Here is a 15,530-nt window from a genome sequence, read left to right on the forward strand (position 1 = left end):
AGCTCGCGAAGGGGATCCCTGTGCTGATCGGTTTCGCCGGTCTCGGAAGAATGGGCAGGCCGATGGCGCGCAACCTCGCGCGCGCCGGCCATGAGGTGCTCGCCTACGACCCGGTGCTCGCCGCGAGTGCCGACGATCAGGGCCTCGCGCCCGACGGCGTGCGTCTCGTCCGGTCCGTGGCGGATCTCGCCGCCGCCCCGATGACGATCAGCATGCTGCCCGACGGCGCCACCACGCGCGAGCTCGTGACCGGTCGCGACGGGCTCTGCGCCGCCGGCGTTCAGGACGGGCACCTCCACGTGATCATGGGGACGGTCGGGCCGACGCTGGTCCGGGAGGTCGCCGCGGCCGCGGCCGAGCGGGGGGTGCAGGTCGTCGACGCCCCGGTCTCCGGAAGCGTGAGCCTCGCCGACGCCGCGCAGATCACGACGATGGTCGGGGGCACCGAGGAGCAGTTCGCCCGGGTCGGCCCCGTGCTGGCGGCGATGACGAAGATGCAGTACCACACGGGCCCCGTCGGCTCCGGCTCCACCGCGAAGCTCGCCGTCAACGCCGTGCTCGCCGCCCTCAACCAGGGGGTGGCCGAGGGCATGCTGCTCGCCGAGGCAGGCGGCCTCGACACCGCGGTGTTCTACGAGGTGCTGAGCACGAGCGCGGCGGGAGCGCCGTACGTCGGGTACAAGTCCGATGCCTTCCTCTCCCCTGCCGAGATCGCGGTGTCGGCGCCGGTCTCCCTCATCCACAAGGACGTCAGCCTCGCCCTCGACCTGGCCGCCGAGCAGCGGCTGACGCTCCCGGGCTCGGAGGCCGTGGTCGGCGTGCTCGACCAGGCCACGGCCGCGGGGCTGGGCGAGGAGGACATGGCCCAGGTGCTCGCCGCGCTCCGGCTGCTCAACGCCTCCGAACGGCCGTCGAACCCGGAAGGAACGAACGCCATGAACGACGACGTCGAACAGATCCGCGAGCTGGAGGACCGGCGCTACGACGCGATCGTCGCCGGCGACTTCGACGGCTTCGCGAAGCTCGCCCACCCCGACCTGGCCTACACGCACTCCACGGGCGACACCGACACGCTGGAGTCCTACCTGGAGAAATGCCGTGCGGGTTTCTACGACTACCACCGCATCGACCACCCGGTCGACCGGATCACCGTCGTCGGCGACACGGCCATCGTCGTGGGCGAGATGAACGCCGACCTCACCGCGGGCGGTGTGCAGAAGACCCTGGCCAACCGCTGCCTCGCCGTGTGGGTCCGCTCCGGAGGCGACTGGAAGCTCCTCGGCTACCAGCCCACGGTCGTCCCCAGGAGCTGAGCCGATGCGCGAGCAGTTCACCTACGACGCCGTGGCGGGCCGGGTCGTGTTCGGCGCGGGCACGGCCCGCACCGCACTCGCCGACGAGGTGGCCCGCTTCGACGCCGCGCGGGTCCTGCTGATCGCCTCGGAGCAGGAGGAGCCGCTCGCCCGCTCGCTCGCCGCGCCGTTCGCGGAGCGGATCGCCGCCACCTTCACGGCGGTGCGCCCCCACGTGCCCACCGAGGTCGCCGCGGACGCGCGGGAACTGGCCACCGCGGCAGGCGCCGACCTGCTGCTCAGCGTCGGTGGCGGGTCCACCACGGGCACGGCGAAGGCGGTCGCGCTGACCACCGGCCTGCCGATCGTGGCCGTTCCCACCACCTACGCGGGCTCGGAGGTCACGCCGGTCTGGGGGATGACGGAAGGGGCGCGCAAGACCACGGGCGTGGACCAGCGGGTGCTGCCCCGCTGTGTCGTCTACGACCCCGAGCTCACCCTCACGCTGCCGGTCGACCTGTCGATGGCCAGCGGGCTCAACGCCATGGCGCACTGCGTCGAGGCGTTCTGGGCGCCGCGGCGCAACCCCATCTCGACGCTCATGGCCGAGGAGGGCATCCGCGCACTCGGCCGGGGCCTGCCCGCCGTCCTCGACGAGCCCGGCGGCGCGGACGGGCGGGCGGACCTCCTGTACGGCGCCTACCTGGCCGGCTCCGCCTTCGCGGTGGCCGGCTCCGGCCTGCACCACAAGATCTGCCACGCACTGGGCGGGGCGTTCGACCTCCCACACGCCCGGACCCACGCGATCGTGCTGCCGCACGTCCTCGCGTTCAACGCCCCCGCCGCCCCGGACGCGGCCGACCGGATCGCTCGGGCCCTCGGCCGGGCCGACGCGGTGACCGGCCTGGCCGAGCTCTCCCGGCGGCTCGGGATCCCGGCCGGGCTGCGTGAGCTCGGGATGCTCGAGAGCCAGGTGGACGAGGCAACCGACCTCGTCGCCCCCACCGTGCCGGCGGACAACCCGCGCCGCGTCGACCGGCCCGCACTCCGGGCACTCATCCACGCGGCCTGGGCCGGCTCACCGCCGGGCCCGGACGCCACCGCGACCCACCAGGGACAGACATGAGCATCTCCGCCGAGTCCGACGCCGCCCAGCAGGAACGGGCCGTCACCGACAAGGTCGTCGCGAGCTTCGACACCACCGCCTCGCCGCGGCTGCGCGAGGTCATGCAGAGCCTCGTCCGGCACCTGCACGCCTTCGCCCGCGACGTCCGGCTCACCCAGGCGGAGTGGGAGGCGGGCATCGAGTTCCTCACCCGCACCGGCCACATCACCGACGAGCGTCGCCAGGAGTTCATCCTGCTCTCCGACGTGCTGGGCCTGTCCATGCTCACGGTCGCGATCAACGCCCCGGCCACCGCAGGTGCCACGGAGTCCACCGTCTACGGCCCGTTCTTCGTCGACGCCGCCCCGGAGATCCCCTTCGGCGGCGACATCGCGGCCGGCGCGAGCGGCACGCCCTGCCTGGTGGAGGGCACCGTCCGCAGCACGGACGGCACCCCGGTCCGCGGCGCCCGGATCGACGTGTGGGAGGCCGACGACGACGGCTTCTACGACGTCCAGTACGACGGGGACCGCATCGCCGGCCGCGGGTGGCTGCGGTCGGACGACAAGGGTCGTTACCGCTTCTGGTCGGTGGTGCCCGCCCCATATCCGATCCCGGCCGACGGCCCCGTCGGCGACCTGCTCACCGCCGCGGGCCGGTCCCCCATGCGTCCGGCCCACCTGCACTTCAAGGTCGCCGCGCCCGGGCACCGGACGCTGATCACCCACGTCTTCGTAGCCGGCGACGAGCACCTCGACCACGACGCGGTCTTCGGCGTGAAGGACTCCCTCGTCGTCGACGTGGTCCGGGAAGGCCCGGGCGACGCCCCCGACGGCACCACCCGCACCGAGCCGTGGGCGCGGATCCGGTTCGACATCGTGCTCGCCCCCGACCACGAGGGATGACGAGAGGGCGCGTTGCCCGGGCCCTCAGGGAGCGGCGCACCCCACCGCCGTAGGCATCTCCGCCGCCCGGACGGGCAGTTCCACCGTGACACCGCCGCCGTCCGCACTGGCGGGCACCGGCGTGCCGTCGGCGAGGGCGGCCGACGCGAGATCGAGGTGGTCGGCGCGGCCAGGCAGCGTCACGGCGCCATCCCCGGGCGCGTCGACCACGGCCCAGATCCCGGTGCCCGTGCGGGTCCAGCGAACCCAGGGTGTGTCGGCGGGATCGGCGACGACGCGGTCCAGCGGGCGCGAGCCGTGCACCAGCGGACCGCTGTGCTTGCCGAAGTCGGGCCACTCGATGTCGTTCCAGAGCACGTCGGGCCGGTAGCGGTCGATCGCGCAGCTCGATCAGTCAATACATCCGATGTCGCGTCGATGCATCATCGGCTGCCCGGTCGCTTACCGCGGGCTGGGGAGGGCTGCGAGACGCGGTCGGCCGTGGAGGTCACGCGAGCTTCTCGAAGAAGAACTCGTGCTTCAGAAAGGAGACGTCGTACTCGTGCCCCGGCTGGGGAGGCAGGAGCTGCGCCGCCTGGATCAGGCGCCAGCCGTCCCGCAGCGCGTCGAGCCCGGTCTCGTACGGTGGCGTGTCGCTGTCGCCCGTGGTCGGGTTCGTCCGGCCGGTGCCGTCGTAGACCGACCAGCCGACCACGGCCGAGTCCAGCGCCGAGGACGACAGATAGAGCACCAGCACCTGCTGACGCAGGTCCGTCCGCTGGGTACTGGTCATGCCGGCTCTCCCATCGCGGTGGGCCGGCGGGCGTGCGGGTTGAGACTGCGCTGCGCCACCACGCGGGTGGGCCGGTTGGTGACCCGGGTGACCCAGTAGTCCGGGTCGTAGCTGTCGTCCCCCACGAGCGCCTGCCACAGCCGCACCCGGTTGTAGACCTCCAGCCGTCCGGTGGCGTGCTCGTACCACGGGAACTGCCTGCCGAGTTCAGCGGCGACCGCCGGGTCGTACAGATCGTCGGTGTTCCACAGCCGCAACTGGCGGACCGTCGGGTTGAGCCGGATCTTGAACATGTACCGGTCGATGACACTGTCGTTGCGCCGCCCGCCGTGCCAGATGCCGTGGTGGAGGAAGACGACAGTGCCTGCCGGGCAGGTGAGCCGGCTCTGACCGCGCAGGTTCTGGTAGCGGCCGGTGTCGGTCTCGTTGGTGCGCCGAAGATGGCTGCCTGGCACGGAGAGCGTGCCGCCCATGTCGAGCGTGACCTCCTGCGGGTAGTACATGAGCTGCACGTCGAACGCATCGGGCCGAACGTCGATGATCGCGTCACCGTGCAGGTTCTGCGCCGTGCCCTCGCGGGCCCTGCGGATGTGCACGGCGTGGTGGTCCACAGCGGGTTCCGGCCCGACGAGGCTGTAGACCGCCCCGGCGATCTCGGGTAGCCCGAGCAGTTGCCGGGCGAACGACCCTTCCTCGAACGCCTCGTTGACCGGCGCCCCGTACGGCGCTGCGGGGATTCCCTTCCGCAGCACGTCGACGGCCAGGGCATTCATCTCCGCCGGCACGACGGCGTCGATGCGCAACGACCCGTGTGCGACAAACCGAGCCATCTGTACGGAGGTGAGCAGGTGTTTGCGGTGGGGACGGGACATGTCTCTCCTTCGCCGCCGGCGACTGGTCCGCGTTCACCGAGCGTAGGAAGCCACTGGCTCGCAGCGCGTGGGTCTGGTTCGCCACTGGTGGTAATTTTTCACCATGATCGCCCGGGTAGAGCGCATTGCGCTGCCCCTGGGTGAACCGCCGGGACCTGTGAACGTCGGCGTGGGCGTGCACGGCGTCCGCAGTCTGTACGACATCTTCCGGCTGCCCGACCTGTGGCAGCTGCACGTCTACGGCTACTCGGCGAAGCTGACCATCGGCGGCCGCAGCTACCCCGTCCGTCCCGGTTCGGTCAGCCTCGTTCCGCCGGGGGTCGAGGTCCGCTTCGACTACATGGGCCGCTCGGAGCACCTCTTCGCCCACTTCCGCACCCCCTCGCGCGGCCAGACCGTGTCGGTGCCCGTCGTGCAGGACGCAGGCCCGGCCGCCCCCGGGCTGTCGGACCTCCTCCGTTCCGCGCTCGAGGCGTCACCCGGCGCGTCACCGCGCGTGGCGGCAGAGGTCTGGACGGCACTCTGGCGGGTCGCCCAGCTCCCGGAGCCGGCCACGAGCACCGCGAGGCACACCGCCGATGCGAGGCACCCGGCCGTCGCCTCCGCCATCGCCCACATCGAGGCGAACCTCGCGCAGCCACTGACCGTCCCCGACGTCGCCCGCGTGGCAGGCGTGTCGCACAACCACCTCACCCGGCTCTTCCGGACCGAGACCGGTGTTCCGGTGGTCGGCTACATCCGCCGGCGGCGGATGGCCAGGGCGCACCATCTGCTGACCGCCACCACGATGTCCATCCCCGCCATCGCCTCGTCCATCGGCATCACGGACCTGCAGGCGTTCAACAAGGCGTGCCGCCGCGAGCTCGGCCGATCACCTCGGTCGATCCGAGGGGGCGCCTGACCACCGTCGGCCGATCGGCGGGCTAAGCGGGCGGGGCGACGATCGAGTCCGGCTGGTTCGCGCGCCGAAGCGCGTCGGCGACGAACCCGCTCGCCTTCAGCTCCTCGATGAAGGCCCGGAGGAACCGGACCGTCTCCGGGCCGCGGGTCCTGGTCGTGCCCAGCGCCTGCCGGATCTCCATGAACCGGCCCTCGATCAGACGAAACTCGGGATGGCTGCTGACGAACTCGACCATCGGCTGCTTGATGCCGGCGGCGACCTCCAGACCCCGGTCGCGGAACACGTCGATCCCGTCCTCCCCGCGCACCGCACTCGCGTGCTGGAGGGTGCGGGACAGGAACAGGTCGTAGGCCGACCCCTCGTTGACGCCGACCCGCACACCGTCGCTGTCGACGTCGGCCGTCGAGGAGATGGCCGAGTCCCGGGGCACGACGAACACCCCCTCGATCACGACGTACGGCGCGGTGAAGGCGACCTCCGCCTCACGCACGGGCTCGATGGCCAGGAAACAGATGTCCGCCTGCCCCGATGCCATGGCCTCGAATGACTTCCGTGCCGCGTCGAAACAGACCAGCTCCACCGGAAGCCCCAGGCGCGAGCCCAGCTCGCGTGCGATGTCGACCGTCACACCGGTCGGCGCCGCCGGCGTGCCCTGCGCCAGCACCGGGTTGCCCAGGTTGATCGACGCCCGCAGGGTGCCGGTCGGCGCGAGATCCTCCGCGATGGCTGCGGGCACGATGCTCATGGAGACGATCCTAGGTTCGTCCTCCGAGGAGTGAGGGGCTCAGGCGGCGCTCCGCACTAGCGTGCTCCCGTGCGTCTCACCGAACGCGGGCTCAACCGCGCCACGTTGCACCGGCAGCACCTGCTCGCCCGGTCGGCGCGGCCCGTGGGCGACGCCGTGCACGACCTCGTCGCAGTGCAGGCACAACACCCCGCCTCGCCGTACGTGGCCCTCTGGAGCCGGGTCGCGGACTTCGACCCCGACGCGCTGGACGCCGCGTTCGCCGACGGGACGCTGGTCCGGGCGACCTTGCTGCGGATCACCCTCCACGTCGTGCACGGTGAGGACTGGGCGGCGTGGCACCGGGCGATGGAAGCAATCCTGCGTGCGTCCCGGTACGGCGACCGCCGCTTCGCCGACAGCGGCCTGACCGTGGCCGACGTCGACGGGCTGCTCCCGGCGCTCGCCGAGTTCGCGCAGCAGCCGCGGCACCGCGCCGCGATCGAGGAGATGCTGGGAGAGCGGCTCGACGCGACCCGCGGACGCGCCGCGTGGTGGGCGCTGCGCACGTTCGCTCCGTTGCACCACGTCCCGGCGGGCGGGCCGTGGGCGTACCGCAGCCCATCGACCTTCCGCGCCGCATCGGCCGGCGGCGTGCCTGTCGACGAGGCGAGGCAGCGGCTGGTGCTGCGCTACCTCGGGGCGTTCGGCCCCGCCACCGCTGGCGACATCACCCGGTTCACGTCCCTGCGCCGCCCGGAGGTGCTGGCGGCGATCGACGGGCTGGGCGTGGCGGTGGAGAAGCTGGACGGTCCGGCCGCGGGCCCCTACTTCGACGTCGTGGACGCGCCGCGACCGGACGGGGACACGCCCGCGCCGCCGCGCCTGCTGCCCATGTGGGACAACGTCCTGCTCGCCTACGCCGACCGCACCCGCCTCGTCCCCGCCGCCTACCGGCCCCTGATCTACCGCCGCAACGGCGACGTGCTGCCCTCCCTGCTCGTCGACGGCCGAGTCGTCGGGGTGTGGCGGCCACACTCCGGCGGGATCGAGGCGCACGCGTTCGAGTCCCTGGATCCGGGGACGTGGCGGGCGCTCGCCGCCGAGGCCGCGGCGTTGTCGGCCGTGCTGGCCGCCCGCGACCCCCAGCCCTACAACCGCTACGCCCACTGGTGGGCCAAGGGCATCCCGGCCGAGGAGGTTCGCCGGCTACCGGGCTGACCGATCATCGCGGACCGAACCTGCGATGTGACGCGAGCACAGCAGTGACCGTCAGTGCGGCGATGCCGACCGACTCCATGAGCAGCGCCGCCGACACCAGCGGCGACCCGACGGCGCCGAGAAGCTCGACCATCCCGAGCACGAGCGCGCCGACGGTCCCTCCGGTGAAGAAGGTCCCGGACAACGCCACCGGTGTGAGCCAGCGGCGCGGCACGAGGAGCGTCGACGTCGCGAGCACCAGACCGCCGAAGGCGCTGAGCAGGAACGCCGACCCGACCACGGGAATGTCGAACCCTTCCCTCATCAGGAGCACGAGATGGATCGTGCTCATCGCGACGAGCAGGGCCGCGCTCAGCACGCGACCGACGGCGACGACGGCGCGGACCCCGGTGCCCACTAGATGCCGTGGGTGGTCTGGATCATCTCCGCAGCTCGTTCACCGATGACGACGCACGGTGCCATCGTGTTTCCGCTGGTGATGTCGGGCATGATCGAGGAGTCGGCGATACGCAGGTTGTCGACGCCGTAGACCCGCAACGCACCGTCGACCACCGACATCGGATCGCGTCCCATCTTGGCGGTGGAGGACTGGTGCCAGTAGGTGACGGCGGCGTTGCGCACGTAGGTTTCCAGGGCGCGGGCGTCGAGCTCGCCCGGTAAGGCCTCGGCCTTCACCAGGGTGTCGAAGGTGGAGCTGTTTCCGAGCTCTCGGCACAGCGCGATACTGGCGAAGGCTGCGCTCAGGTCGTCGGGATGCGACAGCGTGTTGGCCTCGATCAGCACAGGATCGCAGGATTCGGGCCCGGAAAGGTGCACCTCGCCCCGGCTCTTCGGGTGGCTCAGGCCGGCGAACATCGTCCATCCGTGCGCCGGTATCCCCAGGGCCGCGGTTTCGGCGCTGGGCACGGGGAACTCGACCTGGCAGTGCAGCATGTCGGGCAGGTCGAGGCTGTCGTCGCTCTTCCAGTACAGGGTGGCTTCGGAGCCGCCGTTGCCCACCCGCTGAGGCTCCCGGTATTCGAAGATGCAGCCGAACGACACGTGGTCCTGGTGGTTGCGACCCACGCCCGGAAGGTGCTGGACGACCGGGATGCCATGGCGTCGGAGTTCGTCCTCGGGTCCGATACCGGACTGCATGAGGACCTTCGGCGTGTTGATCGCGCCCAGCGAGAGTATGACCTCCTGCCCGGCCGTATACCGCTGCCGCTGCGAGCCCTGGACCACCTCCACCCCGACAACCGTGGTGCCCCGGAAGAGCAGTTTGCTGACCAGAGCGTCGGTCAGGACCGTCAGGTTGGGCTGCCCCAGCAGCGGGTGCACGTAGGAGCGGAAGATCGAGGAGCGCCGCCCGTCCCGGACGATCAGGTCGTTGATCGCGGCGCCCCCGGAGCCTTCCATCATCGCCCCGTTGGGGCTGTCGAACACCGGCAGGCCCAACGATCCGGCGGCCTCGACCATGGCATGGGCCACGGGTGACGGGTCGGTGGCCGGTTCGACATGGACGGGGCCGCCCTGCCCGCGCCGCACCGGGTCGCCGGGCCCCTGCCAGTTCTCGATGCGGCGGTAAATCCCCAGGACCGACTCGTAGCCCCACGCCGGGTCACCCGCTTCGGCGGCGTAGTGCTCCCAGTCGTTCTTGTGGCCCCGGGCCCATACCGTCACATTGATGCTGGAGCCACCTCCGAGCACCTTGCCCATGTTGAGCGGGATGGCGCGGCCGTTCAGATGGGGGTTGGGCTGGGCGGCGAAGGCCCAGTCCCGCTCCGAGCCCAGGTTCGCGGGCCACCGGGCCGGCTCCATGACGTCGGGGACGTCATCGCTCCCGCCCGCCTCGATCAGGAGCACGCGCACCCGCGGGTCGTGTGCCAGGCGGCCCGCGACGACAGATCCGGAGGATCCGGCACCACACACGATGACGTCGTAACCGTGGACCGTATCCGCACCGTCCGCGCTCGACGTGGTCTCGGTTTCTGTCATATCGGCAGTCTCCAACCGTGGATTGTGATGAGCAGGAAATGGCGTCGACACCGTCGACGCTCGACTGATGCCCGGACGCTGCACGAATGACGGACGAACCCCTCGATCGTCCGGGCAGACGCGCACGACATCGAAATCCGGCAATGGCATCAGCTGGGACACCCGGGAATGCGCCCCCACGCGTTCCCGGGAGATGGTGAACCTGTCGGCAGTGGAACCCGCCGCAGCGGAATCGTTCAGCCCTGACGACATCCGCATCGATGCGAAGTCGGGCGTGAGGAGTATCGACCGGCGGCGGCCCGCCACACCAGGAAGTGTGACGTAGATTTCCTACCGTTCGGTCGGAAACTGCCTCGGCTCCGCCACGCCGCCGTCAGGCACTTCGCGCGAGCCGCAGCGAGAGGCCACCCAGCGCCCGGTGGGCGGAGTCCTCGAGCTCCGCGCGCGACGCGCCGCCGCACGCGAGCACGGCGAGACCGTGCCGCACGACGCTGATGAAGCGGGCCAGCGACGCCGGATCCTCGTCCGGAGCGAGGTCCCCCTCGTCCTGCGCCCGTTCGTACCGCTGACGGAGCGCGCTCTCGGCCGCGAGCCGCAGCCCCACCATGTGCTCGGAGATGTCGTGGTTCTCCGGCCCGCACACGAAGGCGCCCTGAAGGACGAAGCAGCCCATCGGACGCTCCGGGTTGGTCAGCTGCTCCACGCTGCGCAGCAGGTACTGCCGGGTGACGTCCAGCGCGGTCGGCGCGTCCAGCGCCTGGAAGGTGTGGACCGCGTCGACGGCGTAGTAGCGGTCCAGCGCGCGGAAGAACAGGTCCTTCTTGCTCGCGAACGCGGCGTAGAGAGCCGGCCGGTTGATGCCCATGGCCGTGGTCAGGTCGGTGAGGCTCGCGCCCTCGTAGCCGTACCGCCAGAAGACCTCCAGCGCGGCATCCAGCGCGCGCTCGAGATCGAACTGCCGAGGCCTGCCCACTGCAGCCATGACCAACTCTCTCATGCGCCCTGTCGAACTCCCCCTGGGAAGTTCCGCCGAGAAGCCCGTTATTCCGCCGGGGCCGGCCACGTGCCGCGTCCGCCTACTTCGCGACGAACTCGATGAGCGCGTCGTTGACCTCGGAGGCATGGGTCCAGAGCAGGCCATGCGGCGCGCCCTCGATCTCCTGGTAGTCGGCTTCGGGGAACGCCGCGTGGAAGGGGCGCCCGGTCACGTCGATCGGGAGGAGGTTGTCCTTCGTGCCGTGGACGATCAGTGCAGGCTTCCCCGAGGCCCGCACCGCCTCGACGTCGGGGCGGAAGTCCTCGATCCAGGCGGGGATCACCGCCCACGCCGCAACCGGAGCCGAGGTGGTGGCGGTGTTCCAGTTCGCGCGCACCACGTCCTCGCTCACGAGCGCGCCCAGGGTCTCGTCCAGGTTGTAGAAGTCCTTGTAGAACTGGGTGAAGAACGCGAACCGGTCGGCGCGCGCGGCCGCGATGGCGGCTTCGTAGTTCCCCCTGGGCAGGCCACCGGGATTGTTGTCGGTCTGCAGCAGGAACGGTTCGATCGACGCCAGGAACGCGAGCTTTCCGATCCGCTCGTGCCCGTGGTTCCGGACGTAGCGCGCGAGCTCACCGGTGCCCATCGAGAAGCCCACGAGGACGACGTCGTGCAGGTCCAGCGCGACCAGCACGGTGTCCAGGTCGGCCGCGAAGGTGTCGTAGTCATAGCCGCTGCCGACCTTGCTGGAACGGCCGAAGCCGCGGCGGTCGTAGGTGATGACCCGGTAGCCGGCCTCCAGGAGCGCCCGCGCCTGCAGCTCCCAGCTTTGCCCGTCGAGCGGGTAGCCGTGGACCAGCACGACCGGCTGCCCGGAGCCGTGGTCCTCGTAGTAGATCTCGATGTCGGTGGTGTTCTCGGTTCCGACCGTGATGTAGCCCATGCCAGTTCCTCCTGGTGTGAGAGGGCGCCCTCGACCGCCAGAGGTCGGGACAGGAGACGTGCCTCGCGCCGGCCGTTCACAAGCGGGGCCGGCGCAGGTGCGATATGCAATATATTGCCGCTCCCCCGAGGAGGTCAAGGACCCCCAAAGAAGGCCCGGGGGTGTGAGCGCGCACTGGTTCAGTCGCGATCATGAGCCGCTGCGCGTTCGGCGACGGGAGGACGTCGCGCCGGACAGATGAGTTCCGGCGCCGCCGTCGGTCTACCCGTCGAACATCAACCGACCGGAAGGGAACTCCGATGGCGAAGGTCATCTCCACCCTGTTCATCGCGGCCGACGGCGTCGCCGAGATCGACCCCGACTGGCACTTCCCGTACTTCGACGAGAACATGGGCCGCGCTGTCAGCGAGGACTACGACACCGCCGACGTGCTGCTCATCGGCCGCGAGACCTACGACAGCTTCGCCGGAGCATGGCCCGACCGCGAGAACGCCGGCGGGGACGACGCACCCTTCGCCAAGCAGCTCGGGGACACGCGCAAGGTCGTCGTCTCGCGCCAGCCCCTCGAGTTCTCCTGGCGCAACTCCGAACTGATCGACGGCCCCCTCGTCGAGGCCGTCACCGCGCTCAAGGGCGCCCCCGACGTCCGGGGCATCCTCATTCCCGGCTCGATCTCGGTCGTGCAGCAACTGCTCGCCGCCGGGCTGGTCGACGAGCTCCGCCTGCTGGTGCATCCGGTAGCAGCACGCAAGGGCCGCAGGCTCTTCGACGACGGTGACGCGCCCTACCACCTGGCGGTGACCGCGACGGAGACGTTCCCGACGGGGGTCATCCGGGTGATCTACTCCCCCGCCAAGGAGCCCGCCCCCGCCGGCTACGACGAGGTCAAGAACCACGTGCCCGACGGGAAGTAGCAGCCGTCCACGTCTGCGTCCACGACGCCTAGGGTGCGCCCCGTGCGTGTTGCCTCCGACTCGTCCGCGTCCACCGTCACGAGCCCCGAGGTCCCCGTGGCCTCCCGGCAGGACGGCACCTACCCCCGGCCCCAGATGATGCGCAGTGCCTGGGCGGATCTGGACGGCACCTGGTCGTTCCGGCACGACGACGCGGACAGCGGCCTCGGCGCGCAGTGGCACACGGGTCTGCCGGAGGCACGGGAGATCACGGTGCCCTTCCCACCGGAGTCGGTGGCGTCGGGCATAGCGGAGCCCGGGTTCCACCCCGTGGTCTGGTACGCCCGCACGATCACCGGGGACGATCTGGCCGCTGCGGGCAGATCCGAGCCAGCACCAGTGGTGTTGCTGCACTTCGGCGCGGTGGACTACCGGGCGCGCGTGTGGATCGACGGCAGGTTCGTCGGCGAGCACGAGGGTGGCCACACCCCCTTCACGTTCGACGTGACCGCGCTCGTGGCCGACGGTGACAGCCACGTCCTCGTCGTCCGGGCCGAGGACGACCCGCACGACCTCACGCAGCCGCGTGGCAAGCAGGACTGGCGCGAGGACGCACATGCGATCTGGTACCGGCGCACCACCGGAATCTGGCAGACCGTGTGGCTGGAAGCGGTGCCGGCCACGAGCATCGAGCACGTGCAGTGGCTCCCGGCCGGCCTGACAGGCGTCGATCTGACCGTCCGGCTTCGCGGGCGGGTCGCTGCCGGCACGCGCCTGCGGGTGGCGCTGCGGTTCGACGAGCGGGACGAGGACCTCGCCACGATCGACGTCGACGTGGCCGAGGGTGCCACCTCCGTCCAGGTGCCGGTGCCGGTACGGCGCCAGCGCAACGGGCAGGCCGAGGACGAGCTCACCTGGTCACCGGAGCACCCGCGGCTGGTCGACGCCACCGTCTCGATGCACGACGCCGGCGGGTGCGTCGTCGACGCCGTGGGCTCGTACCTGGGGATCCGGACGGTCGGGGTGGGGCGCGGTGCGTTCCTGCTCAACGGACGTCCGTACGACGTCCGGTCGGTGTTGAACCAGGGCTACTGGCCGGACAGCCACCTCGCCGCACCGTCGCGTGCCGCGCTGCGCCGCGAGGTCGAGCTCATCAAGGATCTCGGGTTCACAGGGTGCCGGATCCACCAGAAGATCGAGGACCCTCGCTTCCTGTACTGGGCCGACCGGCTCGGACTGCTCGTGTGGGGCGAGACCCCCGGCGCCTACGAGTTCTCCGCGACCGCGGTGCAGCGGCTCACCCGGGAGTGGATGGACGCCGTCGACCGGGACGCATCGCACCCGTCGATCGTCACCTGGGTGCCGTTCAACGAGTCCTGGGGAATCCAGCGCATCAGCGAGGACCGGGCACAGCAGGCGTACTCCCGGGCGCTGACCGACCTCACCCGGGCCCTCGACCCCACCAGACCCGTGGTCTCGAACGACGGTTGGGAGCAGCAGAACTCCGACATCATCACCGTGCACGACTACGAGGGAGACGGTGCGGTACTCGCGCGCACCTACGCCGACGAGTCCGCTCGAGAGCGCCTGCTCGCGGGCATGGGCCCGGCCGGCCGCCGCATTCTTCTCGACGGATCCGAGGATCTCGGCCAGCCCGTCATGCTCACCGAGTTCGGTGGCATCGACTACCAGCCCACCGGTCGGCGCGAGAACGGCTGGGGATACACCGCCGCCGCCGATGTGGAGGACTGGATCGCGCGCATCACCGCCCTCTACGACGGGATCAGGGCGAGCACCTTCCTCGCCGGCTCCTGCTACACCCAGCTCACCGACACCATGCAGGAGACGAACGGCCTGCTGACGGCCGACCGGGAGCCGAAAGCACCGATCCAGCAGATCCGCGGTGCGGTACTCGGACAGAGCTGATTCGCTCCACCGTGCGGTTCGGCTTCCAGCACGTTCAGAACCTCCCGCCGGCGACGGTCACGAGCCGCGGGTGTCGCCGGTGAACGGGCAGTCCGTCACCTGCGCGGCCCGGCGATGGAGCTCCCTCATGACTGCGGGCAGCTCCGCCGGGCCGCGCAGGGCCGCCGGAAAGTTCAGCCGGGTGAGCCGGGATCCAGCCAGGCCCTCGATGAGAAACGTGATCCCGAACCGGTCGACGCGGACCGGCGCCACCGCGTGCACGCCCTGCAGCAGATCGCGGTCGAGCAGGTGGGCGAGCTGCACCACCTGCTCCGGGTGGGCACACAACAGGTGCGCGACCACCTCGTCGCTGCTGGCGGCCAACGGGTCGGCAGTGGCATGGGCGTAGGCGTCGGGATCGACCGGCTCGCCGTCCAGCCGGAGCTGGACGACCGAGACCCGGAGCAGCGTGGACGCGTCGGGGCGCAGCACGGTCTCGACCGGCTGGTCCCGGTAGGCCGCCAGCAGCACCTCCAGCGCGACCCCGACGTCGTCGGCGGCCTCGACGACGCCGTGCACGGTGACCGAGTCGAGCCGCCGGTCCGGGCCGGGCACCGGGCTCACCAGCGCGCTGCGGACGGTGACGGGCACGGCCTGCCCGGCCACGCGGGCCGCGAGCGGCCCGTCCTCCGGCACCAGCAGCACGAGGGAACCATCGGTGTCGACCGCGACGACATCCAGTACAACGGTGAGGTCGGCGCCCACCTCCATCACCGAGGTGGGGGCGTTCGACAGCACGGTGCGGGCACGCTCGGCAGGGTCGGGGCCCGGTGGGGCGGCAGGCGAGATCACACGAACTCCTCCACAACTTAGGTTCGCCTAACCTTAGCCACTCGCGTTCGGAGCGCAAGCGTTCCCGGGCGGTTCCGGCGTCGTGATCCTGACCCCGGAGTACGCGTAGACGGCTGACGCAAAGTGCTGCAAGATCGCAAACGGCACACACACCGCGGCCGGGACCGTGCGGCGCCGTCGGTGCCACCCCTG

At 71.0% G+C, this 15,530-nt stretch carries 16 protein-coding genes; 7 read left to right on the plus strand and 9 right to left on the minus strand.

The genetic code is table 11. From position 1 onward, the window contains the following. The first annotated feature begins 20 nt into the window (after positions 1-20). Genes HF577_RS06695 through HF577_RS06710 form a run of 3 tightly spaced genes read left to right on the plus strand, consistent with a single transcriptional unit; the run spans position 21 to position 3,302 of the window. Entirely contained in the window at positions 21-1,313 is a 1,293-nt protein-coding gene (locus HF577_RS06695; RefSeq protein ID WP_211173887.1) for an NAD(P)-binding domain-containing protein, read from the plus strand. Positions 1,314-1,317: 4 nt separating this feature from the next. Next, on the plus strand, positions 1,318-2,418 hold the full coding sequence (locus HF577_RS06705) for a maleylacetate reductase (protein WP_169394858.1): 1,101 nt from the start codon (positions 1,318-1,320) through the stop codon (positions 2,416-2,418). Further along, positions 2,415-3,302: an intradiol ring-cleavage dioxygenase gene (locus tag HF577_RS06710; RefSeq protein WP_169394859.1), complete on the plus strand. Its 888-nt coding sequence runs from the start codon at positions 2,415-2,417 to the stop codon at positions 3,300-3,302. Before HF577_RS06705 ends, HF577_RS06710 begins: the two co-directional genes overlap by 4 nt. Positions 3,303-3,326: 24 nt before the next feature. Here the strand turns inward: HF577_RS06710 and HF577_RS06715 are convergent, their stop codons facing one another. From HF577_RS06715 to HF577_RS06725, 3 genes are all read right to left on the minus strand, one after another. After that, on the minus strand, positions 3,327-3,659 hold the full coding sequence (locus HF577_RS06715; RefSeq protein WP_169394860.1) for a hypothetical protein: 333 nt from the start codon (positions 3,657-3,659) through the stop codon (positions 3,327-3,329). Between the two features lie 130 nt (positions 3,660-3,789). Continuing rightward, positions 3,790-4,074: a hypothetical protein gene (locus HF577_RS06720; RefSeq protein ID WP_211173888.1), complete on the minus strand. Its 285-nt coding sequence runs from the start codon at positions 4,072-4,074 to the stop codon at positions 3,790-3,792. After that, positions 4,071-4,946 (minus strand): phytanoyl-CoA dioxygenase family protein, encoded by an 876-nt coding sequence (locus tag HF577_RS06725; protein ID WP_211173889.1) that lies wholly within the window; start codon positions 4,944-4,946, stop codon positions 4,071-4,073. Before HF577_RS06725 ends, HF577_RS06720 begins: the two co-directional genes overlap by 4 nt. 103 nt (positions 4,947-5,049) lie before the next feature. Here HF577_RS06725 and HF577_RS06730 point away from each other — a divergent pair, with 103 nt between their 5' ends. Next, positions 5,050-5,847, plus strand: a complete 798-nt coding sequence (locus HF577_RS06730) for an AraC family transcriptional regulator (RefSeq protein ID WP_169394861.1) — start codon at positions 5,050-5,052, stop codon at positions 5,845-5,847. 22 nt (positions 5,848-5,869) lie between these two features. Here HF577_RS06730 and HF577_RS06735 read toward each other — a convergent pair whose 3' ends face one another. Next, on the minus strand, positions 5,870-6,592 hold the full coding sequence (locus HF577_RS06735) for a transporter substrate-binding domain-containing protein (protein WP_169394862.1): 723 nt from the start codon (positions 6,590-6,592) through the stop codon (positions 5,870-5,872). Positions 6,593-6,661: 69 nt separating this feature from the next. On the opposite strand from HF577_RS06735, the gene HF577_RS06740 reads away from it, so the two are divergent. Next, positions 6,662-7,792, plus strand: coding sequence for a winged helix DNA-binding domain-containing protein (locus HF577_RS06740; protein ID WP_169394863.1), 1,131 nt, complete (start codon positions 6,662-6,664; stop codon positions 7,790-7,792). A gap of 4 nt (positions 7,793-7,796) precedes the next feature. Here HF577_RS06740 and HF577_RS06745 read toward each other — a convergent pair whose 3' ends face one another. The 4 genes from HF577_RS06745 to HF577_RS06760 all read right to left on the minus strand — a co-directional run bounded on the left by HF577_RS06745 (position 7,797) and on the right by HF577_RS06760 (position 11,688). Continuing rightward, complete coding sequence (locus HF577_RS06745) at positions 7,797-8,150, minus strand: hypothetical protein (protein ID WP_169394864.1); 354 nt, start codon at positions 8,148-8,150, stop codon at positions 7,797-7,799. Positions 8,151-8,188: 38 nt separating this feature from the next. Beyond that, the gene (locus HF577_RS06750) at positions 8,189-10,075 is read right to left on the minus strand and encodes a GMC family oxidoreductase (protein WP_211173890.1); all 1,887 of its coding nucleotides are present in this window, start codon (positions 10,073-10,075) and stop codon (positions 8,189-8,191) included. 67 nt (positions 10,076-10,142) lie between these two features. Beyond that, on the minus strand, positions 10,143-10,766 hold the full coding sequence (locus HF577_RS06755; protein WP_246265946.1) for a TetR/AcrR family transcriptional regulator: 624 nt from the start codon (positions 10,764-10,766) through the stop codon (positions 10,143-10,145). A gap of 79 nt (positions 10,767-10,845) precedes the next feature. After that, positions 10,846-11,688 (minus strand): alpha/beta fold hydrolase, encoded by an 843-nt coding sequence (locus HF577_RS06760; RefSeq protein WP_169394865.1) that lies wholly within the window; start codon positions 11,686-11,688, stop codon positions 10,846-10,848. 299 nt (positions 11,689-11,987) lie between these two features. On the opposite strand from HF577_RS06760, the gene HF577_RS06765 reads away from it, so the two are divergent. Further along, on the plus strand, positions 11,988-12,602 hold the full coding sequence (locus HF577_RS06765) for a dihydrofolate reductase family protein (protein WP_169394866.1): 615 nt from the start codon (positions 11,988-11,990) through the stop codon (positions 12,600-12,602). Positions 12,603-12,644: 42 nt separating this feature from the next. Beyond that, the gene (locus HF577_RS06770) at positions 12,645-14,507 is read left to right on the plus strand and encodes a glycoside hydrolase family 2 protein (protein ID WP_312858977.1); all 1,863 of its coding nucleotides are present in this window, start codon (positions 12,645-12,647) and stop codon (positions 14,505-14,507) included. Positions 14,508-14,564: 57 nt separating this feature from the next. Here the strand turns inward: HF577_RS06770 and HF577_RS06775 are convergent, their stop codons facing one another. Next, positions 14,565-15,338, minus strand: a complete 774-nt coding sequence (locus HF577_RS06775) for a hypothetical protein (protein WP_169394867.1) — start codon at positions 15,336-15,338, stop codon at positions 14,565-14,567. Between the last annotated feature and the right edge of the window lie 192 nt (positions 15,339-15,530).

Origin of the sequence: Pseudonocardia xinjiangensis (assembly GCF_012911925.1) — a bacterium.
GTDB classification, from domain to species: Bacteria; Actinomycetota; Actinomycetes; order Mycobacteriales; family Pseudonocardiaceae; genus Pseudonocardia; species Pseudonocardia xinjiangensis.